Origin of the sequence: Chryseobacterium sp. Mn2064 (assembly GCF_049319685.1) — a bacterium.
Taxonomy (GTDB): Bacteria; Bacteroidota; Bacteroidia; order Flavobacteriales; family Weeksellaceae; genus Chryseobacterium.
The window spans coordinates 367,403-388,129 of sequence record NZ_JBMOUE010000001.1; the positions used below are offsets into that span (position 1 = coordinate 367,403).

General features: G+C 36.8%; 21 protein-coding genes and 1 riboswitch. Of the genes, 12 read left to right on the top strand and 9 right to left on the bottom strand.

What is annotated here, in order from left to right; translation table 11 throughout:
* The first annotated feature begins 7 nt into the window (after nucleotides 1–7).
* On the top strand, nucleotides 8–859 hold the full coding sequence (locus ACL9RH_RS01645; RefSeq protein WP_422691587.1) for a diacylglycerol/lipid kinase family protein: 852 nt from the start codon (nucleotides 8–10) through the stop codon (nucleotides 857–859).
* Nucleotides 860–1,000: 141 nt separating this feature from the next.
* Here the strand turns inward: ACL9RH_RS01645 and ACL9RH_RS01650 are convergent, their stop codons facing one another.
* A complete protein-coding gene (locus ACL9RH_RS01650; protein WP_422691588.1) occupies nucleotides 1,001–2,281 on the bottom strand; it encodes a dicarboxylate/amino acid:cation symporter in 1,281 nt (426 codons plus the stop codon).
* Nucleotides 2,282–2,474: 193 nt separating this feature from the next.
* Nucleotides 2,475–4,163 (bottom strand): gamma-glutamyltransferase, encoded by a 1,689-nt coding sequence (gene ggt / locus ACL9RH_RS01655; protein WP_422691589.1) that lies wholly within the window; start codon nucleotides 4,161–4,163, stop codon nucleotides 2,475–2,477.
* Nucleotides 4,164–4,482: 319 nt separating this feature from the next.
* Between ggt and ACL9RH_RS01660 the strand changes: the two genes are divergently transcribed.
* Together ACL9RH_RS01660 and ACL9RH_RS01665 are read left to right on the top strand one after the other, a co-directional pair.
* Nucleotides 4,483–5,448 (top strand): NAD-dependent epimerase/dehydratase family protein, encoded by a 966-nt coding sequence (locus tag ACL9RH_RS01660; protein ID WP_422691590.1) that lies wholly within the window; start codon nucleotides 4,483–4,485, stop codon nucleotides 5,446–5,448.
* Between the two features lie 84 nt (nucleotides 5,449–5,532).
* Complete coding sequence (locus ACL9RH_RS01665; RefSeq protein ID WP_422691591.1) at nucleotides 5,533–6,285, top strand: polysaccharide deacetylase family protein; 753 nt, start codon at nucleotides 5,533–5,535, stop codon at nucleotides 6,283–6,285.
* A gap of 154 nt (nucleotides 6,286–6,439) precedes the next feature.
* On the opposite strand, the gene ACL9RH_RS01670 is transcribed toward ACL9RH_RS01665, so the two are convergent.
* Nucleotides 6,440–7,645: a metallophosphoesterase gene (locus ACL9RH_RS01670; RefSeq protein ID WP_422691592.1), complete on the bottom strand. Its 1,206-nt coding sequence runs from the start codon at nucleotides 7,643–7,645 to the stop codon at nucleotides 6,440–6,442.
* Between the two features lie 65 nt (nucleotides 7,646–7,710).
* Entirely contained in the window at nucleotides 7,711–8,778 is a 1,068-nt protein-coding gene (locus tag ACL9RH_RS01675) for a 3-oxoacyl-ACP synthase III family protein (protein ID WP_422691593.1), read from the bottom strand.
* 101 nt (nucleotides 8,779–8,879) lie between these two features.
* Between ACL9RH_RS01675 and ACL9RH_RS01680 the strand changes: the two genes are divergently transcribed.
* The 8 genes from ACL9RH_RS01680 (at nucleotide 8,880) to ACL9RH_RS01715 (ending at nucleotide 15,163) form a co-directional block, all read left to right on the top strand.
* Complete coding sequence (locus ACL9RH_RS01680; RefSeq protein ID WP_105701516.1) at nucleotides 8,880–9,449, top strand: hypothetical protein; 570 nt, start codon at nucleotides 8,880–8,882, stop codon at nucleotides 9,447–9,449.
* Nucleotides 9,450–9,452: 3 nt separating this feature from the next.
* Nucleotides 9,453–10,184, top strand: a complete 732-nt coding sequence (gene ubiE / locus ACL9RH_RS01685) for a bifunctional demethylmenaquinone methyltransferase/2-methoxy-6-polyprenyl-1,4-benzoquinol methylase UbiE (protein WP_047096897.1) — start codon at nucleotides 9,453–9,455, stop codon at nucleotides 10,182–10,184.
* Between the two features lie 3 nt (nucleotides 10,185–10,187).
* A complete protein-coding gene (locus tag ACL9RH_RS01690) occupies nucleotides 10,188–10,970 on the top strand; it encodes a porin family protein (RefSeq protein ID WP_422691594.1) in 783 nt (260 codons plus the stop codon).
* Nucleotides 10,963–11,412, top strand: a complete 450-nt coding sequence (locus ACL9RH_RS01695) for a hypothetical protein (RefSeq protein ID WP_422691595.1) — start codon at nucleotides 10,963–10,965, stop codon at nucleotides 11,410–11,412. The genes ACL9RH_RS01690 and ACL9RH_RS01695 overlap by 8 nt, the downstream gene beginning before the upstream one ends.
* Nucleotides 11,412–11,699: a cell division protein ZapA gene (locus tag ACL9RH_RS01700; RefSeq protein WP_422691596.1), complete on the top strand. Its 288-nt coding sequence runs from the start codon at nucleotides 11,412–11,414 to the stop codon at nucleotides 11,697–11,699. The genes ACL9RH_RS01695 and ACL9RH_RS01700 overlap by 1 nt, the downstream gene beginning before the upstream one ends.
* Before the next feature lie 232 nt (nucleotides 11,700–11,931).
* Complete coding sequence (gene rny / locus ACL9RH_RS01705; protein WP_422691597.1) at nucleotides 11,932–13,497, top strand: ribonuclease Y; 1,566 nt, start codon at nucleotides 11,932–11,934, stop codon at nucleotides 13,495–13,497.
* Between the two features lie 73 nt (nucleotides 13,498–13,570).
* Nucleotides 13,571–14,812, top strand: a complete 1,242-nt coding sequence (locus ACL9RH_RS01710; RefSeq protein ID WP_422691598.1) for an MFS transporter — start codon at nucleotides 13,571–13,573, stop codon at nucleotides 14,810–14,812.
* A gap of 168 nt (nucleotides 14,813–14,980) precedes the next feature.
* Nucleotides 14,981–15,163, top strand: a complete 183-nt coding sequence (locus ACL9RH_RS01715; protein ID WP_422691599.1) for a hypothetical protein — start codon at nucleotides 14,981–14,983, stop codon at nucleotides 15,161–15,163.
* An 80-nt stretch (nucleotides 15,164–15,243) separates the two neighbouring features.
* Here ACL9RH_RS01715 and ACL9RH_RS01720 read toward each other — a convergent pair whose 3' ends face one another.
* The 5 genes from ACL9RH_RS01720 to ACL9RH_RS01740 form a co-directional block, all read right to left on the bottom strand.
* Complete coding sequence (locus ACL9RH_RS01720) at nucleotides 15,244–16,179, bottom strand: YeiH family protein (protein WP_422691600.1); 936 nt, start codon at nucleotides 16,177–16,179, stop codon at nucleotides 15,244–15,246.
* A gap of 142 nt (nucleotides 16,180–16,321) precedes the next feature.
* On the bottom strand, nucleotides 16,322–17,197 hold the full coding sequence (locus ACL9RH_RS01725; RefSeq protein WP_422691601.1) for a LysR family transcriptional regulator: 876 nt from the start codon (nucleotides 17,195–17,197) through the stop codon (nucleotides 16,322–16,324).
* A gap of 157 nt (nucleotides 17,198–17,354) precedes the next feature.
* The gene (locus ACL9RH_RS01730) at nucleotides 17,355–18,662 is read right to left on the bottom strand and encodes a voltage-gated chloride channel family protein (RefSeq protein WP_422691602.1); all 1,308 of its coding nucleotides are present in this window, start codon (nucleotides 18,660–18,662) and stop codon (nucleotides 17,355–17,357) included.
* Nucleotides 18,663–18,692: 30 nt separating this feature from the next.
* Nucleotides 18,693–18,760: riboswitch (Fluoride riboswitch) on the bottom strand.
* Between the two features lie 86 nt (nucleotides 18,761–18,846).
* Entirely contained in the window at nucleotides 18,847–19,683 is an 837-nt protein-coding gene (locus tag ACL9RH_RS01735) for a GLPGLI family protein (RefSeq protein ID WP_422691603.1), read from the bottom strand.
* Nucleotides 19,684–19,779: 96 nt separating this feature from the next.
* Nucleotides 19,780–20,247, bottom strand: coding sequence for an acyl-CoA thioesterase (locus tag ACL9RH_RS01740; protein WP_422691604.1), 468 nt, complete (start codon nucleotides 20,245–20,247; stop codon nucleotides 19,780–19,782).
* A 121-nt stretch (nucleotides 20,248–20,368) separates the two neighbouring features.
* Here ACL9RH_RS01740 and ACL9RH_RS01745 point away from each other — a divergent pair, with 121 nt between their 5' ends.
* The gene (locus ACL9RH_RS01745; RefSeq protein ID WP_422691605.1) at nucleotides 20,369–20,722 is read left to right on the top strand and encodes an arsenate reductase family protein; all 354 of its coding nucleotides are present in this window, start codon (nucleotides 20,369–20,371) and stop codon (nucleotides 20,720–20,722) included.
* Nucleotides 20,723–20,727: the final 5 nt, after the last annotated feature.

Below are 20,727 nucleotides of genomic sequence, written 5' to 3' on the forward strand. Positions count from 1 at the left end.
TGCGGTGATGAACAAAGTAGCTTTTATTATCAATCCCTTTTCAGCCAAAAAAAATTATCAGCCGTTTTTAAATGAGCTTACAGCCAAGGTTGAAAATCCACTGTATTATGTTTCGGAATCTATTCCGGGAACTGATGAATTTATTCAGACGCACTTTAACGATGTGGATATTTTTGTGGCCATTGGAGGGGATGGAACCATTTCTACGGTAGCCAAAAATCTAATCAATACAGAAAAAGTACTTGCTATTTTCCCTGCCGGTTCAGGAAACGGATTTTCTAATGAAACCCAATTCAGTAAAAATCTTGACGAACTTCTAGAAAAAATAAAAGCAAAAAAATCCAGAAAGATAGATACGTTTACGGTAAACGACAAACTTTCCATCAACGTTTCAGGAACAGGATTTGACGGAAAAGTGGTGAAAGAGTTTGAAAAAACAAGCCGCGGATTCAAAAACTATATCAAAGTTTCTCTGAAAACCTTTTTCAATTATAAACCGATCAAGGTGAAATTTTTTGATGAAAAGTATCAGCAGTATAACGGAAGATATCTTATGCTGAATATTGCTAACACCCGACAGTTTGGAAATAACGCATACATTGCTCCCAAAGCAAGTAAAAGTGACGGTTTGGTAGATATGGTTTTAGTGAAGAAATTCCCTCTGACTTATTCCGCGCTATTTGCTTTCAGAATGTTTACCAAACGCCTGAAAGATGATGAATATGTTACTTATCTTCCGGTTTCTGAGATTTCATTCAAAGTTAATACGAAGAACTGGCATCTTGATGGGGAATTCAATAAAATTCAATCTCCTGTTCATGTAAAAGTACAGCCCGCAAGTTTGAATATTCTGGTTTAGAGTTGCTAGTTTGTTTTGTTACGGTTGAGAGTTGCAGGTTGTTTAGTTGCGTGGCATAAGATGTAGATTGTTTTTCTTCTTAGCTACCCACCACGTTAAATCCTCAAACACTACCACTCTCAAACTCAAACTAGCACGTATCTACACTTCCAGTTTTTTCTCAATTTCCTGCGGATGATCCAAGCAGTAAAGAAGCTGATCTTTATCAAGCTGTTTCTCCCAATTGGCGACTACAACTGTCGCTACAGAGTTTCCAATAACGTTTGTCAAAGCACGGCATTCGCTCATAAATTTATCAATTCCCAGGATTAATGTCATTCCTGCAATAGGAATCTCAGGAACCACAGCTAATGTTGCTGCAAGGGTAACAAATCCGGCACCGGTAACACCTGCTGCACCTTTTGAACTAAGCATCGCCACCAAAAGAAGCATCAGCTGTTTTTCAATAGGAAGATGGATATTCAATGCCTGTGCGATAAATAATGAAGCCAAAGTCATATAAATATTGGTTCCGTCAAGATTGAAAGAATATCCTGTGGGAACCACAAGACCAACAATTGTCTTTGAACAGCCTGCTTTTTCAAGCTTCTGCATCAATCCGGGAAGAGCCGATTCTGAAGAGCTGGTTCCTAAAACAAGAAGCAGTTCTTCTTTAAGATAGAAAAGAAGCTTAAAAATGTTAAAACCATTATACCAGGCTACCGCACCTAAAACCAATACAACAAAAAGAATAGAGGTAAGATAAAAAGTAGCAACCAGAAATATCAGGTTCAATACAGAATGAAGTCCGTATTTTCCTATAGTAAATGCCATTGCGCCAAAAGCTCCGATAGGCGCCAGTTTCATCAGAATATGAACAATTTTGAATACCGGCGTTGAAAGATCCTGCAAAAAATCTGTAACTCTTTGGCTTTTCTCTTTTGTAAGAACCAAAGCTACACCCATCAGAATAGCAACCAAAAGAACCTGAAGAATATTATCACCCACTAAAGGGCTGAATAAGGTTTCCGGAATAATATTCATAATAAATCCGGTAAGGGTAGATTCATGAGCTTTGGCCTGATATTGTGAAACATCTCCAGAAAGGGTGGAAGGATCTATGTTGAGACCATGTCCTGGTTGTAAAATATTTCCAACAAATAAACCTATGATTAAAGCAAGCGTTGAAAATGTAAAAAAGTAAATCATCGCTTTTATGGCAATTCGTCCTACTTTTTTCAGATCCGTCATGTGTGCAATTCCTAAGGTAAGGGTAATGAAAATGACCGGAGCAATAATCATTTTTACCAATTTGATGAAGCCATCTCCTAGCGGTTTCATTTTTTCTCCCAGTTCAGGATAAAATTTTCCTAAAAGAATCCCTGTAATAATGGCGATGATCACCTGGAAATAAAGCTGCTGGTAAATCTTTTTTGCTTTCAATAGAAATGATTTTTGAGAAGGCGAAATTATGATTTTTTTTTAAAATATGACAAAAGTCATTAAATTTAATATAGAAATATAAGGAGGTGGATAGAGAATCGATTCTTTCTCAAAAAGTACTGATTAATAGTTATAAAAAAGGACCGAGAGCTTCAATCCGGTCCTTTTTATATCTTATATTTTGAAAATTATATTATTCCGTAGCAACAGAATCGTCTCCACGGCCATCTGCCACAGCATGGATATTTCCTTTTTCATCAAGGATGATCATTTCTGTTTTTCCAATATATTTTGTCTTTTCAATGACGTAGTTTTTGCTTTTCAGTTCAGAAATCGTACTTTCCGGGAAGTTGTTTTCTACAGTAATGGTTTCCGGCAGCCATTGATGGTGAAACTTCGGGGCATTCACTGAAATATTGGCATTCAGTTTAAAATCAACAACATTTACAACAGACTGATAAACAGAGGTCGGAATAGTAGTTCCTCCCGGTGTTCCTACAACCATATAAGGTTTTCCGTTTTTAAGAAGGATCGTAGGAGTCATAGAAGAAAGCATTCTTTTATTAGGCTGAATAGAATTGGCTTCCCCGCCAACAGCTCCAAACATATTTGGAACTCCGGGTTTGATGGAAAAATCATCCATTTCATTATTCAAAAAGAATCCGGCTCCTGAAACCAGAACTTTACTTCCGTAATATCCGTTTAAGGTAGTTGTTACAGAGGCAGCGTTTCCATCCTTATCCAATACTGAAATATGGGTAGTTTGGGTAGATTCTTTTGGTTGTGCAATAATTTTTCCTACTTCTGCACTTGGAGTGGCTTTATCAAAATTGAAGCTTTTCCATCTTTTTTTAAGATATTCATCTGAAATCAAATAAGGCGTTTTGTCCTGAATAAAATCCGGGTCTCCCATATATTCTGCGCGGTCAGCAAAAGCTCTTCTTTCGGCTTCAGCCATAATCTGAACCGCTTTAGTGGAATTCTGCTGATATTTTTCAAGATTCTCAAAGCTCGCCATCCTAAGCATCTGCGCCAAAAGAAGCCCTCCGCTCGAAGGTAATGGCATGGAAACAACATTGTTTCCTTTATATTCAAATTCTAAGGCTTTTCTTTCTGCAACTTTGTAGTTTTTAAGATCTTCAAGAGTGATAATTCCGTTTCCTCTTTTCATTTCGGCAACCAGAAGTTCCGCGGTTTTTCCTTCATAAAATCCTTTTGCTCCCAATTTTTGAATAAGTTTCAAGGTTTCAGCAAGGTCTTTCTGAATAAGAAGATCCCCGGCTTTCCATGGACTATCTTTTACAAATAGAATGGAGGATTTATTGTTCTTCTGGAATTTTTCTTTCTGGCTGTTCAGCATATCTGCCTCCTTTTCTGTAATGGCGAATCCCTGTTCTGCAAGATCAATAGCAGGTTGGATGATCTTTTCCATGGGAAGCTTACAGTATTTTAAAGTAGCGAAGAAACCTGCCACACTTCCCGGAATTCCTACGGCAAGTCTGCCGTTTTGAGAAAGGTCGGTGTCTGCTTTTCCCTGCTTATCAAGGTACATGTCTCTGGATGCTTTTCTGGGAGCTGTTTCCCTATAATCCAGAGTGAATTTTTCGCCATTGTTTTTCACTCCTACTAAAAATCCGCCTCCTCCAATGTTTCCTGCCTGAGGATAAACTACGGCTAATGCATATTGGGTTGCTGTAACGGCATCGTAGGCATTTCCTCCCATTCTTAGAATTTTTGCCCCCGCTTCACTGGCCAGAGGATGCGCAGAGACTACAACGCCCTTATTTTTTACCTGTACTTCTTTTATGATACTAATGTCTTTAAACTGTGCCCAGCTTAACTGACTGGCTAATAATACCGAAACAATTAACAGCTTCTTCATATGATTTTCTTTATAACAAAAATAAAGAATTTTTTTATCTAAAAACATGGTTCAGAATACGTATAAATTACAAATGAAAAATAGATGATGCCTATTTCAGGAGCAAATATTGGAATAGTGAGATTGAATATGAGATTATTCATATTTTTTATAAGAAAGATGCGAGATGAATAGTCATTTGATTGATAATCTGTAAGTAACAAAAAGAAATCAATGAATAATTTCCATGGCTATGGGCTGGTGAATTTTTAAATACTGCTTTTTTCTTATGATAAGCATGATTTTTTTACTTTTGTATAATTCTAAAAAAATCTGAAAAATGGAATCCTATACGGAAAGAATACTGATTACAGGTGCCTTGGGACAAATTGGCACGGAACTTACCAATAGACTTGTTGAAATTCACGGAGCAGAAAATGTTGTTGCTTCCGGACTGGACAGATGGCAGGAGGGAATTACCTCTGCGGGACATTATGAGAGAATGGATGTTACGAATACGCAATTAGTAAGACAGGTAATTAAAGATTACGATATCACTACAGTGTATCACTTAGCCTCTTTACTGTCTGGAACTTCAGAAAAGCAGCCTATTTTCGCATGGAAATTAAATCTTGAACCTTTGCTTCATTTCTGTGAAATGGCAAAAGAAGGGCTTCTTAAAAAGATTTTCTGGCCAAGTTCTATTGCGGTATTTGGAAAAGGAATTCCAAAGCATGATGTAGGGCAGGATGTAGTCCTGAATCCGACAACAGTTTACGGAATTTCTAAAATGGCGGGGGAAAAATGGTGTGAGTACTATTTTGACAAATATGGAGTGGATGTAAGAAGTATCAGATATCCTGGATTGATCTCATGGAAAACTCCGGCAGGAGGTGGAACTACTGACTACGCTGTAGAAATTTTCTATAAAGCGATAGAAGAGGGGAAATATACAAGTTTCATTTCTGAGAACACAGGTATGCCTATGTTGTATATGGATGATGCTATTAATGCAACATTGAAATTAATGGACGCTCCAAAAGAAAGTCTTACCGTTCGTTCCTCTTACAACTTAGGCGGAATGTCTTTTACTCCGGCAGAACTGGCAGAAGAAATCAAGAAAGAAATTCCTGATTTTGCTATCGATTACAACCCGGATTTCAGACAGGCAATTGCCGATTCATGGCCTGCTTCTATTGATGATTCAGTAGCGAAAAAAGATTGGGGATTAACGTATGATTTCGGAGTTTCTGAAATGACGAAAGATATGATCAAGAATCTTAAAGTAAAATTAGCAAAGAATTAATTAAGTGAAGTTATACTTTAATTAGATTGTTTTTTAACGTCTGATTTTTAGTTAATTATGTGTTTTATCTAAAATATAATTTAAATGGTTTTATTGACTTTTAACATTCTTACTATTGAAGCGAAAGCCCGAAATGGCTCTCCAATTACAGATGGAGAAAGGTTAAAAATCACAGAAGATAATACCAAAGCAATTCTTAGAATTTTAGATATTCATGATACAAAAGCCAGTTTTTTTGTTGAGGTTTCTCTTGCTGAAAAACTGCAGAATCTTATAAAAGCAATTTCATCCAAAGGGCATGAAATTGCTTTTTATAATAAAGACTCCAATCTGGAAGAAATAGAAAATGCCAAGAAGAATATTCAGGAACTTTTGGAGAAACAGATCCGGGGAATTCGTCAGAAGGACGTTACAATTTCACAGGAAGATCTGAAGATGCTGGAGTTTAATTATGTCTCCAATATAGATAATGCCAATATTCTTTTTCCTTTCAAACGTTTGAAAAGAGATACGGAAATTACAGAAGAAGACGGATTGAGTATCGTTCCGGAAAGTATATCGCCGTACAGTCAGTTGCCTTACAACGATTTTGTGTTTCAGATTCTTCCTATGAAGTATTATCAGAATATGGTACTGGAAACTTTACAGAATGAAGAGTTTGTTTTAATCTATCTTAATTCCTGGCAGTTTACCGATTTTAATAAGTATCCATTTGATATTCCTTTTTACCGAGGTTTGTTTTCGGGCAAAAAAATGGAGGACAAATTAGATGCCCTCCTTACTTTTCTCAACGACAGGGAAATGGCTACTTCCCGTATGAAAGATTATATATTTTAGGTGATAGGTGTTAGATTGAAGCGATTAGGGTGTTTGAGAGTAGGAGCGTTTCAGGCAGACGTTGTGGGTAATTAAGAAGAAAAACAATCTACATCTTATGCTATACAACGAGCAACCAAACAACCCGTAACTAAACAACTTTCAGCCCGCATTTTTAACTCAATTCAAAAAGCGTAATTTCAGGTAATACACCCACTCTTCCAGGGTAACCCAATACGCCAAAACCTCTGTTTACGTATAGCAGTTTTCCTTCGCTTTCGTACAAGTCGGCCCATTTTGGGTATCGATACTGTACTGGTGACCATTTTACGTTTTTAAGATCTAATCCAAACTGCATTCCGTGGGTATGACCGGATAAGGTTAAATGAATGTTTCCGGAGTGTTTTTTAACCACATAATCGAAGTGAGTAGGGTCGTGGCTCATTAATATTTTTGTGGCAGATTCAGGAACGCCTTTTAAAGCGTCGTCTATTTTACCAAACTGTGGGAAAGGTTTTAGCCCCCAGTTTTCAACACCAAGAATGTATAGCTTTTCACCGTTTTTTTCAATGACTCTGTGTTCGTTTCTCAGCATATCAAAACCAGCTTGTTTTTCGTAATCGATCAGAGTATCTAGGTTGTCTTTTTTAGCTTTAGGAGATTCCCAGTTTACATAGTCTCCGTAATCGTGGTTTCCCAATACGGCAAACTTACCATCTTTAGCTTTTATCTTTGAGAATAATGGGATGAAAGGTTTGAACTCTTCCGCTACATTATTTACCATATCTCCGGTGAATAATACCAAGTCCGGATTTTGTTCGTTGATTAAGTCAATGGCGTGCTGTAATTTGCTGGGATCCGAGAAACTTCCACTGTGAACGTCTGAGATCTGTACAATTTTATAGCCTTTAAAACTTTTGGGAAGATTATTGAAATTTACCCTTACTCTTCTCACCTTATGGCGGTATTTTCCAAAGGTAATTCCATCAATAAACAGAGCTGAAAGCACTCCGCTCATTCCCAATCCTACTAAGCTTAAGAACTTTCGCCTTTCCGGGAAGAAGTTTTCTGTAGGTTTTGCAAAGCCGATCAGATAACCTCCTAATCGGACAATATCATCAATAAGCAGGAATAAAACCACAAATATTTTCGGAAGAATGAAAATCAGAAACAGGGAAATCATGATCTGAGCCCTTGCCATACTTTTGTCTGATCTTTGATAATGAGTGACCTCGTACGCGAAAATAGCATATACTGCTAAGGATATCACCCAATATCCGATTCTGATCCATGAGTTATCAGTAAGTGTTCTGATCGCTTGATAAATATATACTTCCAAAAAAAGGAAGATCCCGGCGATAATTAAAAAGTTCTTTTGCATAATCTCAAAAAAAGCACAAAGAATAACTTCCCTGTGCTTTTATATTTTTTGTTATTTTAAATATATTAAGGAAATCTATAAACGATAGCATTGATGTTCATTCCGGCACCTACCGAAGTCATTACAATGTTACCTTTATCTTTAAACGTTTGACCCTCCATTTTTCCTTTAATTATTAAATCATACATTGTAGGAATTGTTGCTACAGATGTATTTCCGAAGTCCTGGATCGTCATAGGAGAGATCGCGTGGTCGTACTCTTTAATGTCATAAAGCTTGTGAAGTCTCTCAATCATAGCGTAATCCATTTTTGCATTCGCCTGGTGAATTAAGATTTTGTCTATATCTTCAATAGAAAGATGAGCATCTGTAATCGTATCTTTAATCGCTACAGGTACATTTTTAAGAGCGTACTCATAGATCTTTCTTCCCAACATTCTTACGTAAAGACGTTTCTGATCAACTTCTTTGTTGATGGAAGGGGCGTTTTCAAGATAATTAAGTTCCTGACCGTTGTCACAAATTGTATTGTGAGCAATAATTCCAACAGTTTCATCGTCCGTTGCTTTTACAACAACAGCACCTGCGCCGTCTGCAAAGATCATTCTGTTTCTGTCATGCGGATCTGTTACTCTGCTTAATGTTTCTCCTCCGATAACCAGGATCGTTTTAGCAACTTTAGCTTTAATAAGATTGTCAGCAAGGATCATTGCTTCAACCCATCCCGGGCATCCGAAAAGCATATCATACGTTACGCATTTTCTGTTTTTAATACCCAGTTTATTTTTTACTCTTGCAGCCATTGTCGGCATGAAATCAGCATATCCGTTTTCGGTAACTTCCCCGAAATTGCTTGCGTAGATGATATAATCCAATTCTTCGCCGTCTACTTTTGCGTCCTCAAGGGCAATTTTTGCAGCTTCATAACCGATTTGAGAGTTGGAAAGATCATCCTCAATGAATCTCCTGTTTTCGATTTCTGTAATCTCTACAAATTTCGCAATGGTCTCTTCCACAGGCTTTTCAATCTTTACTCCGTCTTCAGTGTAGAACTCGGAATTCATGAAATAATCTCTACCAATAACTCTGTTCGGAATATAAGATCCAGAGCCAATAATGATCGTATTCGGCATTCGTTTATATGATTTTTTTAAAGATGCAAAGTTAATAATTAATATTAATAACGGAGAATTAAAAATATTATTAAATTTGCAAAAATTGTACTTTACAATCTATGAAAAACAATTCATCCTTAAAAGGCTTACTTATTGCAGCTGTGGCGTTTATCGTTGCCTTTGGGATCTACTTCCTTTTTTTAGCCAAGAAGAATTATTATGTTGTAGATAATCCTACCCCGAATACGTATTACTTTAAAATCAATAACGGTTCTGAAGGAATCATTTCAGCGGGGCAGTATGTGCATGTGGATTTGAATAAAGGGAAAAACTCTATTCAGGTTTTTGATCAGAATAAAAAAATGCTGTACGATTCTGCATTTGAAGTAAATAAACTTCGCGGTCTGATCAATATTACACACCAGGATTATTACGTGAACGACCAGTATTATGGTTATAATCTTAAAAAAGATTCGTTACTTTCTGCACTTGATAAAACGGTTATTGACGGAAAAGATTACTACGGAGGAGCAAAACGCTTCAATAAGCTTTACACAGAAGATTTCTATTACAATGTAGATGAAGACTATGATAAAGTGATCAAGAATATCCAACAGGTGGAATCGAGATCCAAAATCTTCAGAAAGCAGGATTACCTAAATTATTATAAAGAATATTACAAGTTTTAAGTTTTGACAAAAGATATCACCAAAGTTACTCCCTACAATTCAGAGGCTACAAAAAAAAGCCAAGTAGAGGATATGTTCGACAACATTGCACCGAAGTACGACCTTCTGAACCATGTTTTATCCATGAAAATTGACGTTCTGTGGAGAAATAAACTGGTAAGATGGATGAAAAATGACAACCCGCAGGAAGTGCTGGATGTGGCTACAGGAACGGGAGATCTGGCTATTACCATTGAAAAAGGAACCGGTTCTAAAGTAGTTGGTTTAGATTTATCACAACAAATGCTGAATGTTGGCGTTATTAAAATAAAAAAACTTAAATTAGACGGCAAAATTTCAATGCAAAAAGGAGATGCTGAAAATTTACCTTTCGAGGACAATAGATTTGATGCTGTTTCCGTTGCATTTGGAGTAAGGAATTTTGAAAACCTTACCAAAGGTTTGGCAGAGTTAAGAAGAGTAGTTAAAGATAACAAGAGTGTTTATATACTGGAGTTTTCAAAGGTTGAGGGGTTTATGGGGCCATTTTATATGTTTTATTTCAAAAATATATTACCTGCAATAGGCAGATTGGTTTCCAAAGATAATAGGGCGTATACATACCTTCCGGATTCTGTGAATGCTTTTCCTTTCGGGGAGAAGATGAAACAAATTCTTTTAGATACGGGATTTAAGAAAGTTGAATATAAAAAATTAAGTTTAGGTATAGCCACAATTTATAAAGCAACAAAGTAACCTATGAATAAATTTCTATTAAAAGCACTGGTTTTAACCTCAGTAAATGTTGCCGTTTTTGCAAACGCGCAATTCAGAACCCGAAACAGAATGGATAAGTTGGAAGACTTTGACGAGCAGAAATTCAGTTGGGGGTTTTATTTGAACGGGAACAGACTGGATTACCGCATCGTACTGCATCCAAAATACGGGATGAACGAAAATGAAAACCTTGTAACCTCTAAGGAAAGTTATAGTTTCGGTGCCGGACTGATTGCAAAATGGAGACTGAACGACTATCTGGACGTAAGGATAGAACCAGGTTTACAGTTTGCACAAAGACAGTTGACTTTTAATACACAATCTAATGACATCTATGCCGGTGGATCTTTAACCAATCCTCCTTTCATGCCGTTCCCTCTTCAGGACAAAGATAAAGTAAGAGAAATCAAATCTACTTTGATTGATGTTCCTGTGCTTTTAGAACTTCATGGACAAAGATGGTACAATTCTAGGCCTTACGTTGCAGCAGGGGTAAACTATGTGGTAAACCTTCAGTCTAATGCAACTTCCACCGATGATAACATGCAGGGAATCTACAGATCTACTACGCACAACTTTGCGTGGTCTGCAGAAATGGGGATTCAGTTTTACTTCAACAAGTTTAAACTGACACCAGCCATCAGAGGAACATTTTTCATGAATAACGAGAAAGTTGCCGATAATGCAACAACACCTCCATACTGGGCATCTGCAATCTCTACATTACAGACCAGAGCCGTGATGTTTGTTCTTAAATTTGAATAAGAAAAATGTCCCGTTAAAAATACATAGGAGGTGCTTTGCATCTCCTTTTTTGTTGAGATATCAAAATATAGAGCGTTTTATTTTTGTTAGTGTTATTATTTTTTTATTTTTGCTTCTAGTTAGAATATACAAACCTGAAATGCTTCAAGATTTAGAAAACAATTTTTCAGAATTAGAGAGAAAGATTTCGACTCTGCAAAAGAACTATAAAAATCTTACGGAAAATTTAAAAGAATTAAGTATTGAGCATGAAGAGTTGAAGAAGAAGTATGATGAGGAGAGACGAAAAAATCAGGTATTAGCAGAAGAACAAAAAAATATAAAGCTTTATTCAGCAATATCAGGAAATCCTGAACACAATAGATTAATGAAAAACCATATCAACAGATTGGTAAAAGAAATTGATTTCTGTATTGCTCAGCTTCAAAACAGTGGACTATAATGGAGGTAAGGAGAATAACCGTCAACATTGCAGGAAGAGTATATCCGCTGAACGTACCGGCAGCAGAGGAGGAAACTTTGCGTAAAGTAGGGAAGCAGATCGAGAATATGATTAAAGATTTTGAACAGAACTTCGATGTAAGAGATAAACAGGATGCCTTGGCGATGTGCGCCCTGAAATTGGGAACCAACGCAGAAGTCGTATCTCTTAACTACGAGAAAAATATTAATTCTACCAACGAAAGATTAACGCAGATTAATCAAACGTTGAATGAAATTGGGAAATAGATTTTTTTTCCCTTACAGACTGCCTACAATAATTCTAACACATTAAAGGTAAACTCAACGCTAAACAATTACCGAACAAATGTCCATCGAATGGCGTGCCGGACTTCCGGATTACAGACAATGGAAATCAGTTCAAATCGTGTTGATTAGGAGTTTACTCTCAATCTCTGGATTATTGTGGGCTTTTTTTATTTTTAAAGGATATGAATACAATTAAAACTCAAGATAAATTATGATAGAAGTTATAGTCGGTGTTGTTTGTTTAGTAATCGGAGCAGCCGTGGGAATGTTTTTCTCCAGAAGCTCTCTGAATACTAAAGCAAAATTCATCATAGATGATGCCAATAAAAATGCCGAAAACCTTATAGAAAAAGCTAACGTACAAGCCGAATCCATAAAGAAAGAAAAAAACCTACAGGCTAAAGAAAAATTCCTGGAGCTAAAATCACAGCATGATGCAGACATTCAGTCACGTGAAAAGAAAATGCAGGAGGTTGAAAAAAGAACCAAAGATAAAGAGCACAAGCTGAATGACGAACTTAGCAAAGTAGGAAAACTTGAAAAAGATTTGGATAAGCAGATTGCAGACTATTCTAAGAAGAACGAAATTTTAGAAAAGAAACAGCACGAATTAGACACTGCAACCGCTAAAAAAGTTGAAATTCTTGAAAAAATTTCCAACTATACAGCAGACGAAGCTAAGGCAGAATTGGTAGAAACCATGAGAGCTGAAGCAAAAACGAGAGCACAGGCGCACGTTCAGAGCATCATGGAAGAAGCTCAGATGAATGCTAAAAACGAAGCTAGAAAAATCGTTATCCAAACAATCCAGAGAATTGGAACAGAACAGGCTATTGAAAACTCAGTTTCTGTTTTCAATATTGAATCTGATGAAGTAAAAGGTAGAATTATCGGTAGAGAAGGTAGAAATATCCGTGCTTTAGAAGCCGTAACAGGAGTAGAGATTATCGTAGACGATACCCCTGAAGCCATTCTTCTTTCATGCTTTGATCCGGTAAGAAGAGAAATCGCAAGACTATCCCTTCACAGATTGGTTACTGACGGTAGAATTCACCCGGCAAGAATCGAAGAAGTTGTAGAAAAAACAAGAAAACAGATTGAAGAGGAGATCATTGAAGTAGGGAAGAGAACGATCATCGATTTAGGTATCCACGGATTACATCCTGAATTGATTAAAATAGTAGGTAGAATGAAGTATCGTTCTTCTTACGGACAAAACTTACTACAGCACTCAAGAGAGGTGGCAAATATCGCTGCAACAATGGCTGCTGAATTAGGATTAAACGTAAAACTGGCAAAAAGAGCAGGTCTTTTACACGATATTGGTAAAGTTCCGGAGCAGGAATCTGAACTTCCACACGCTTTATTAGGGATGCAATGGGCTGAGAAATATGGTGAAAACCCTGAAGTAGTGAATGCTATTGGAGCTCACCACGACGAAATTGAAATGAAGTCATTACTTTCTCCAATTATTCAGGTTGCCGATGCGATTTCAGGAGCAAGACCGGGAGCGAGAAGACAGGTACTAGAATCTTATATCCAGAGATTGAAAGATCTTGAATCTGCAGCATTAAGCTTCGATGGAGTATCAAGTGCTTACGCCATCCAGGCAGGTAGAGAACTAAGAGTAATGGTAGAAAGCGGAAAAGTGAATGACGAAGTAGCTTCTCAACTTTCTTACGATATTTCTGAGAAAATCCAGAACGAACTTACTTACCCGGGACAGGTAAAAGTAACCGTAATCAGAGAGACAAGAGCCGTGAATATTGCAAGATAATAATCGGAAAAAGATATTTAATGAAAACCTTTCAAGAAATTGAAAGGTTTTTTATTTTTATCAAAATTTAAAAATGCAAGAACTTTCTCTGTCTGCAAAAGCAAGACTTATTTTCTCTATTCCTGTGATCATTGCCGCTTTAGGTTACTTTGTAGATATTTACGACCTTCTTTTATTTGGGATCGTAAGAATTCCCAGCCTGAAAGCTTTAGGCCTGAATCCTGATGTGGATGGAACGTTTATTTTAAATGCCCAAATGATTGGTTTGCTTCTTGGCGGTATTTTCTGGGGTATTTTCGGAGATAAAAAAGGAAGGTTATCCGTATTATTTGGATCAATCCTGGTGTATTCTCTGGCGAACATTGCCTGTGGTTTTCTTCCCTATTTTCCAAAAGAGCATTTGGTGTACCAATATGCAGGTCTTAGGTTTATAGCAGGTGTAGGGCTTGCTGGGGAGCTTGGAGCCGGAATTACACTGGTTTCTGAAAGCCTGCCAAAAAATTTAAGAGCCATCGGAACCTCCGTTGTAGCAGGCTTTGGATTAATGGGAGCCGTTGTCGCTCAGCTTACAGTGGAATTAGCTGGAGGTTGGAACATTTCTTACATCATCGGTGGAATTATGGGGATTGTACTGCTTATCCTAAGAGTAAGTGTCTCCGAATCCGGAATTTATAAGAATATTGAACATAAAAATGTTTCCAAAGGAAATTTCCTGTCCTTTTTCACCAATAAAGATCGATTGATACGATATTTGAAATGCATTGCTGTAGGATTACCTACCTGGTATTGTATAGGGATTCTGGCAGTTTTAGCCAATCAATTTGCGCCTGAAATGGGAATTAAGGATCTCAACCCGGGAAAAGCAATTATGTGGGCTTATATCGGTATTTCTGTGGGTGATCTCACCAGTGGTTTTATTTCCCATGCTTTAAAATCCCGTAAAATGGCTATCTTTTATATGCTTCTTTTCACGTTAATTGGTGTGGCTGTGATGCTTTTCGGAAATACCAATACAGAAACGAAATATTATATGTTCTGTGTATGGCTTGGCTTAGGAACCGGATATTGGGCCATGTTTGTTACTTTAGCCGCAGAACAGTTCGGAACCAATATCAGAAATACAGCAACCACTACTGTACCCAATATGGTTAGAGGTCTGGTACCTGTAATGATTCTCGCTTTTGATTCTTTGAAGGGGAACTTTTCTATTGTGGAAAGTGCCGCTATTGTAGGAGTAGTTGTATTCGGGCTTGCGTTTTATTCTTCACTCACCATTTCGGAAACGCACAACAAAGATCTCGAATTTACTGAATAAATTAATTTGTTTAATAAATATTGATAAATGTTTTATGTCTCAATTTGGATTAATAAGTTTATAATCAATATATTATTTAAATTTATATTAAATTATGTTGTGAGTGTTTAATATTTGTTTAACTTTGGAAGGCAACAAAAACTATAATATTAAATCAAACTAATTCACATGAACATTATGAAAAATGCTAAAAAGCTTAAAAAGCAGGATCTAAAAAGTATTACAGGAGGAATCAGCGGGACTCCGGATTTATCTCAGTGCGGATGCAGCTGCTCAGGATCTGTAACAGGTCCTAAATACTGTCCTCAATATATTGCTTGCCCACAAGTGTATACTTGCGGAGAAGTTTAAAAAAATTATTTCACTTGAAATAAACATTTCCACATTTAATATGCAGAACCCTTTTGATTATTGAAAGGGTTCTGCTGTTTTTAATGGAGAATATAAAGAAGACTTCCTACGCTGATAGTTACCCAAAGAATGACGGCTGTAAGTAATGGTTTTATACCTATCGTTTTCAAAGTCTGGATAGAAAGGGTAGAACCGATAAAAAATAAGGTCAGATTCAGTCCTGATTTTGCCAAAACCGTTATTGAGCTGCTGAAACGGTCAAGGATAGGGAAATACGTATTCAATAGGATCGCTACAATAAAATATCCTATAAACCACGGGATTTTTATTTTCGAATCTTTGCTTTTAAAAACGAACATGGTAATCAGAGAAACGGGAATAATCCATAAGGCCCGTGCCAGCTTCACTGTAGTTGCGATTTTCAAGGCTTCATCCCCATATTTACTTGCCGCACCTACAACAGAACTTGTATCGTGAATTCCTACCGCACACCACAACCCAAATTGTTCCTGAGAGAGATGCAAAAGATGTCCAATCGCAGGATAAACGAATAAAGCAATTGAATTTAACGTAAATACAATAGCCAAAGCCAGAGAAATCTGCTTAGTGTTGGGTTTGATAATAGGAGAAACGGCTGCAATGGCACTCCCGCCACAAATTGCGGTTCCGGCAGAAAGAAGATAAGAAAGTGGTCTTTCCAGTTTGAACAATTTTCCTAAAAAATATCCGAGAACCATGACGGTGACAATACTTACAACAGTAAGCATCAGACCTGTTTTCCCGGCATGAAGCGCTTCGTCGAGCTTTAATCCAAAACCTAACCCAACAATAGAGATCTGAAGGAGCAGATGAATGTATTGATGAAGGTTTTTTTCGAAAGGATTTCCGATGAGAACAGCTAAACCAAAGCCAAGAGCCAGAGCAATCGGAGAAGAAATCAATGGAGTTAAACATACCATCGCTAAAATGATGAAGACTATTTTCCGTGTCATTTCATTTTGAATGAAATTTTTCATAATGCGAACTTTTAAAATCTGCATCAAAATTCCGGAAATTAGTATTACAAAGTAAATCGTATTTTGTTATATTGGATAACTATAAGTTATAATTGTATTGATTTACGATAAAAGTTGCCATCATGAATATTGACTTTTACAGTTATTCTGCGAATCGTAAAAAAAGTTCAATCAACTCGGACTGTTCTCCTTTGGGAAGAATAAAATGGAAATCCCGCTCAATGCTGAAATTTTTGATATCAACAACCGTCAGAATATTATTTTTCAGCTCGGTAAGAATTGTGCTGATGGATAGAAAAGCCATACATTCGGAATGAAGAAGATAGTTTTTAATACTTTCGCTGCTTCCTAATTGAATAACGGTGTTCAATTCATTGATATTAACCTCTTTTTCTTTTAACCGGTTCTGTATAAACTCTAAAGTTCCGGAACCCTGCTCCCTGAAGATAAGGTCTAGTTGATACAGATCTTTCAGGTTTAATGTTTTGTGGGCTAAAGGATGATCCGATTTTGCAGCCAGAACAATTTCATCAGGTTTGAAGGTTTTATAGTCAAAATAAGAAGACTGTGACTCTCCTTCAATAATTCCCAGGTCAATTTTCTCTTCTTTCAATAGCGTTGAAATTGCTTCAGTATTTCCTGTAAGCAGTTCAATCTTGATATCTTTATAATAGGCGTTGAATTTGGCTAAGATCTCCGGTAAAATATACTGGGCAACGGTTGTGCTGGCTCCGATGATCAGTTTTCCTTTATGCTGTTGGTTGATCTGGCTGATCTCAAATTCAAGATCACGGTACATATTTCTGGTTTTTTCAGCATAATCATAAAGAATCTTCCCACTTTGGGTAAGCTGAATAGAAGTTCCTTTACGGTTGAACAATTTAGCTCCTAATTGAGTTTCAATTTCTTTGATGTGCTTTGTAACAGCAGGCTGTGAAATATGCAGCTCTTCTGAAGCCTTGGTGAAACTCAGCCTTGAAGCCACGGTATGGAAAACTTTTAATCTGTAATCAAACATGAGGTAAAATTACGAATTATAGTTGGAAACGGAGAGGGGAGTTGGAGCGTTTGAGCGTTTGAGGGTTTTTGAGTTTGAGAGTGGAAAGATTTGAGAGTTTAACGGTATGGATAACTATTAACAAAACAACTAGCATCAAGAATCTCTAAACTTACCCTTATAAAAACTCCGAGATCGAACGGTCTTGCTGACTTTCATATCTTCTGTTTTTGGCTTCTCCAATTTTTTGTTTCGTATAAATACTGTTGTGCCCTGACAATAAGTAAGAAACAACACAGGCAATCGCAATGTACACTCCAGATTCAGCACCGAATAGTTCTATTCCCATCAGCATACAGGCCAGAGGAGTATTGGTAGCACCAGCAAATACGGCAACAAAGCCCATTCCGGCCAATAATCCGAAGGGTAAAGGAATAAACAAAGATAAAGCGCTTCCCAACGTGGCTCCAATAAAAAATAGCGGGGTTACTTCCCCTCCTTTGAATCCTGCAGATAAAGTGATGATCGTAAAAATCATTTTTAGAGCAAAATCATATAATGGAAGCTGTTTTTCAAAAGATTCCAGAATAACGGGAACGCCTAGCCCAATGTATCGGGTGGTCCCCATTGCAAAAACGGCCAAAGCAATGATAATTCCTCCGGCTACAGGGCGAAGCGGTGGATATTTAATTTTTGATTTTAAAAAAGAACCTGCCCAATGGATGATTTTACTGAAAGCTGCGGCACAAATTCCAAAAGCAATTCCTGCCAAAATACTATATAGGATAGGCAAAAATTCAAGTTTGGGAATGAAATCAATATGATAATGAGTATGTTTTACATTCCACAAATTGGTTGCCCAATCTGCCAATATCGCAGAAGCAAAAGCCGGAAATATGGCATTATAGCGAATTCTTCCGATCAGAAAAACTTCAAGTCCAAAAACGGCTCCGGCAAGGGGAGTTCCGAATACAGAACCAAATCCGGCAGCGATTGCAGAAATAATTAATATTCTTCTTTCACTTTTGTCAAGTTTAAAAGGTCTGGCAAGCTGATCGGCAATAGCGCCCGCCATTTGAAGCGCTGTTCCTTCTCGCCCTGCAGATCCTCCAAAAAAATGAGTGACAATGGTTCCGAGGTAAACAAAAGGCGCCATTTTGAAGGGAATGGTTTCTTTGGGATCGTGAATAGTATCAATCAGAAGATTGTTTCCTGCTTCAACATCTTTTCCCCAATAATAATAGAGAAGCCCAATGAGCAATCCTGCAACAGGAAGAAAGGCAATGATCCAGATATGATGCTCTCTAAAATTGGTTGCCCATTCCAGCGATTGTAGAAAGCCTGCAGATGCCGTTCCTACTAAAGCTCCAATAATAATACTGATCGATAACCATTTTATAATATAAGGAACAGCTGGAAATTTTCTGAAGAAAAAATGAGTGTGAAAAACTGCTTTTTTACCAAGTGTTCGTTGATTTTTTGACATAATGATCCTGATTAGTTATTGTTAATAATCTCTCAATCAGGCGTCATCAGCTTTTGTAAAGCGGTTGGGTAAGGAAGAACACCATTTCCTTTTGCTGGTACAAATATAAAAAGAAGAATTCGTTTTCCAAAAAGAAAATAAAGACAAATAAGATTAACGAAGCATGCCTGTTTATATTGAAATTTTATTCTTTGTAATGAATGGCTTTATCAATCTCAAACGGGTTGTTGTATTTCCTTATCACTTCCTGCATGCTTTTGGTCTGTGTATTCAGTTCGTCCACATTCCGAATTTCTTTTCCGTTAATGTTGATTTTCAAATCATTATTGGATTTGCTGAAGTTGTTTCTTTCAAAAGCAAAAGGATCATTATAAAATTCCATGATCAGTTTATACTTCTGTTTTTCATTGATGGGAATCGCTTTATTTCCAAAATTGGATTCAAGAAAATCATCAGTAGCATATATTTGCGGCAGTTCCTGGCTCTTAATAAGATGATAAATAAAGTTCTGACCGGTGTCCGATACCTCAAAGATTAAACCCGGCAATCCACGTAGTTTGAAAGGTCCTTCATTAAAGGGAATATCTTTGCAGAACCAGGCAGTCCAGTTTCTTCCTCCAAATCGGGTAGTAGCCTTTTGTAGAGTATAGTTTTCTACTTTTTTGGTTTCATTAGAAATCGTCCAGTTTATTTTATCTGTAGTTTTAAAAGAATAGTACCCATTTTTAATATTGATGAAGTTTTCATTATCAAAAGAATTGATCTTTCTTTTTACCACCTGTCCGGACATATCGGTATGACTTGTATTCATTCCGAATTTTTTGTTGAGAGAATCTGTAGTAAGAAGATTTTTTCCATAAAATTTTACCTCTTTTGGAGTAATATCCAGAATCATGTTCAGTTTTTCATGGGAAGTTTCCGTAGAATCCATCTTATATTGGAGTTCATAAATAAAACGATGGGTCTGAGACTGAACTAGAGCTGTAGCAAGCAATGTTATTAAGGTGAAAATATTTTTCATATAATGTGGTGGGTTGTTTTTATCGATATGTAACCTCAAGCATTAAACCTCAAAACCTCTCATCCGGAAAAGAACCTTAGATGGTCAACATAGTTGTTACAAAAACGGTTTCATTTCATCCTCAATCTGTGTGCGAAGTTCCATCAGACGTTTTGCGTACATTTCCTGCTGCTTCTCTTCTTCGGTTTCCGGAATCCATTTCGGTACCGGAAGCTTTTTACCATTTTCATCTACAGCCACAAAAACAATGATGCAATGGGTTTTTTTATCAAAAGTAGGCTGCTTTAAGTTTCTTGAAAAAACATTGATGGCAATATGCATACTGGAGCTCCCGGTATAAATTACCTGAGCATCTACTTTTACCACTTCACCAATTTTAATAGGTTCATAAAAACGGATTCCTCCTACATACACGGTAACAGAATAATTTCCGCTCCAGGTAGTGGCACAGGCATAGCCAGCCTGATCAATCCATTTCATAACACTTCCTCCATGTACATTTCCTCCATAATTAACATCCGAAGGTTCAGAAATAAACTGAAAAGTAATAGGCTTGTTCTGCATCTTTATAAAATTTGAATAAAGTTATTTAATAATTTCCAAAGTTTTAGATTAAATCCTACTTTTGATAAACGAAACGTTCAATGAAAGAGAATTTTAACAAATAACAGATTTAGAAATAGCAATGAAGAAAGTATTTTATCTCAACACTTGTGATACCTGCAGAAAAATTTTAGCACAATTTGACCTTACCGACTGGGAACTTCGAGAAATAAAGAAAGCTCCTATTACCGAAGAGGAATTGGAAGAGATGCATAAAAAAACAAATTCATATGAAGCTTTGTTCAGTAAAAAATCTACTCAGATTAAGCTGAGAGGATTGGATGTAAAGGCTTTGACGGAAAAAGATTTTAAAGAATTATTGCTTGATCATTATACTTTTCTGAAAAGACCTGTTTTTATGACAGATAAGGAGATTTTCGTTGGAAATGATAAGAAGAACGTTGAAGAATTGCAGAAGTTCTTTGGTGTGATATAGCGCAT

Coding starts and splice junctions, on each gene's coding strand:
- ACL9RH_RS01670 (WP_422691592.1), bottom strand. CDS start 7,645: ATGCAAAAGAACTTTTTAATTATCGCCGGGATCTTCCTTTTTTTGGAA.
- ACL9RH_RS01715 (WP_422691599.1), top strand. CDS start 14,981: ATGAACATTATGAAAAATGCTAAAAAGCTTAAAAAGCAGGATCTAAAA.
- ACL9RH_RS01710 (WP_422691598.1), top strand. CDS start 13,571: ATGCAAGAACTTTCTCTGTCTGCAAAAGCAAGACTTATTTTCTCTATT.
- ACL9RH_RS01745 (WP_422691605.1), top strand. CDS start 20,369: ATGAAGAAAGTATTTTATCTCAACACTTGTGATACCTGCAGAAAAATT.
- ACL9RH_RS01725 (WP_422691601.1), bottom strand. CDS start 17,197: ATGTTTGATTACAGATTAAAAGTTTTCCATACCGTGGCTTCAAGGCTG.
- ACL9RH_RS01680 (WP_105701516.1), top strand. CDS start 8,880: ATGAAAAACAATTCATCCTTAAAAGGCTTACTTATTGCAGCTGTGGCG.
- ACL9RH_RS01700 (WP_422691596.1), top strand. CDS start 11,412: ATGGAGGTAAGGAGAATAACCGTCAACATTGCAGGAAGAGTATATCCG.
- rny (WP_422691597.1), top strand. CDS start 11,932: ATGATAGAAGTTATAGTCGGTGTTGTTTGTTTAGTAATCGGAGCAGCC.
- ACL9RH_RS01735 (WP_422691603.1), bottom strand. CDS start 19,683: ATGAAAAATATTTTCACCTTAATAACATTGCTTGCTACAGCTCTAGTT.
- ACL9RH_RS01740 (WP_422691604.1), bottom strand. CDS start 20,247: ATGCAGAACAAGCCTATTACTTTTCAGTTTATTTCTGAACCTTCGGAT.
- ACL9RH_RS01675 (WP_422691593.1), bottom strand. CDS start 8,778: ATGCCGAATACGATCATTATTGGCTCTGGATCTTATATTCCGAACAGA.
- ggt (WP_422691589.1), bottom strand. CDS start 4,163: ATGAAGAAGCTGTTAATTGTTTCGGTATTATTAGCCAGTCAGTTAAGC.
- ACL9RH_RS01645 (WP_422691587.1), top strand. CDS start 8: ATGAACAAAGTAGCTTTTATTATCAATCCCTTTTCAGCCAAAAAAAAT.
- ACL9RH_RS01690 (WP_422691594.1), top strand. CDS start 10,188: ATGAATAAATTTCTATTAAAAGCACTGGTTTTAACCTCAGTAAATGTT.
- ACL9RH_RS01720 (WP_422691600.1), bottom strand. CDS start 16,179: ATGAAAAATTTCATTCAAAATGAAATGACACGGAAAATAGTCTTCATC.
- ACL9RH_RS01730 (WP_422691602.1), bottom strand. CDS start 18,662: ATGTCAAAAAATCAACGAACACTTGGTAAAAAAGCAGTTTTTCACACT.
- ACL9RH_RS01660 (WP_422691590.1), top strand. CDS start 4,483: ATGGAATCCTATACGGAAAGAATACTGATTACAGGTGCCTTGGGACAA.
- ACL9RH_RS01665 (WP_422691591.1), top strand. CDS start 5,533: ATGGTTTTATTGACTTTTAACATTCTTACTATTGAAGCGAAAGCCCGA.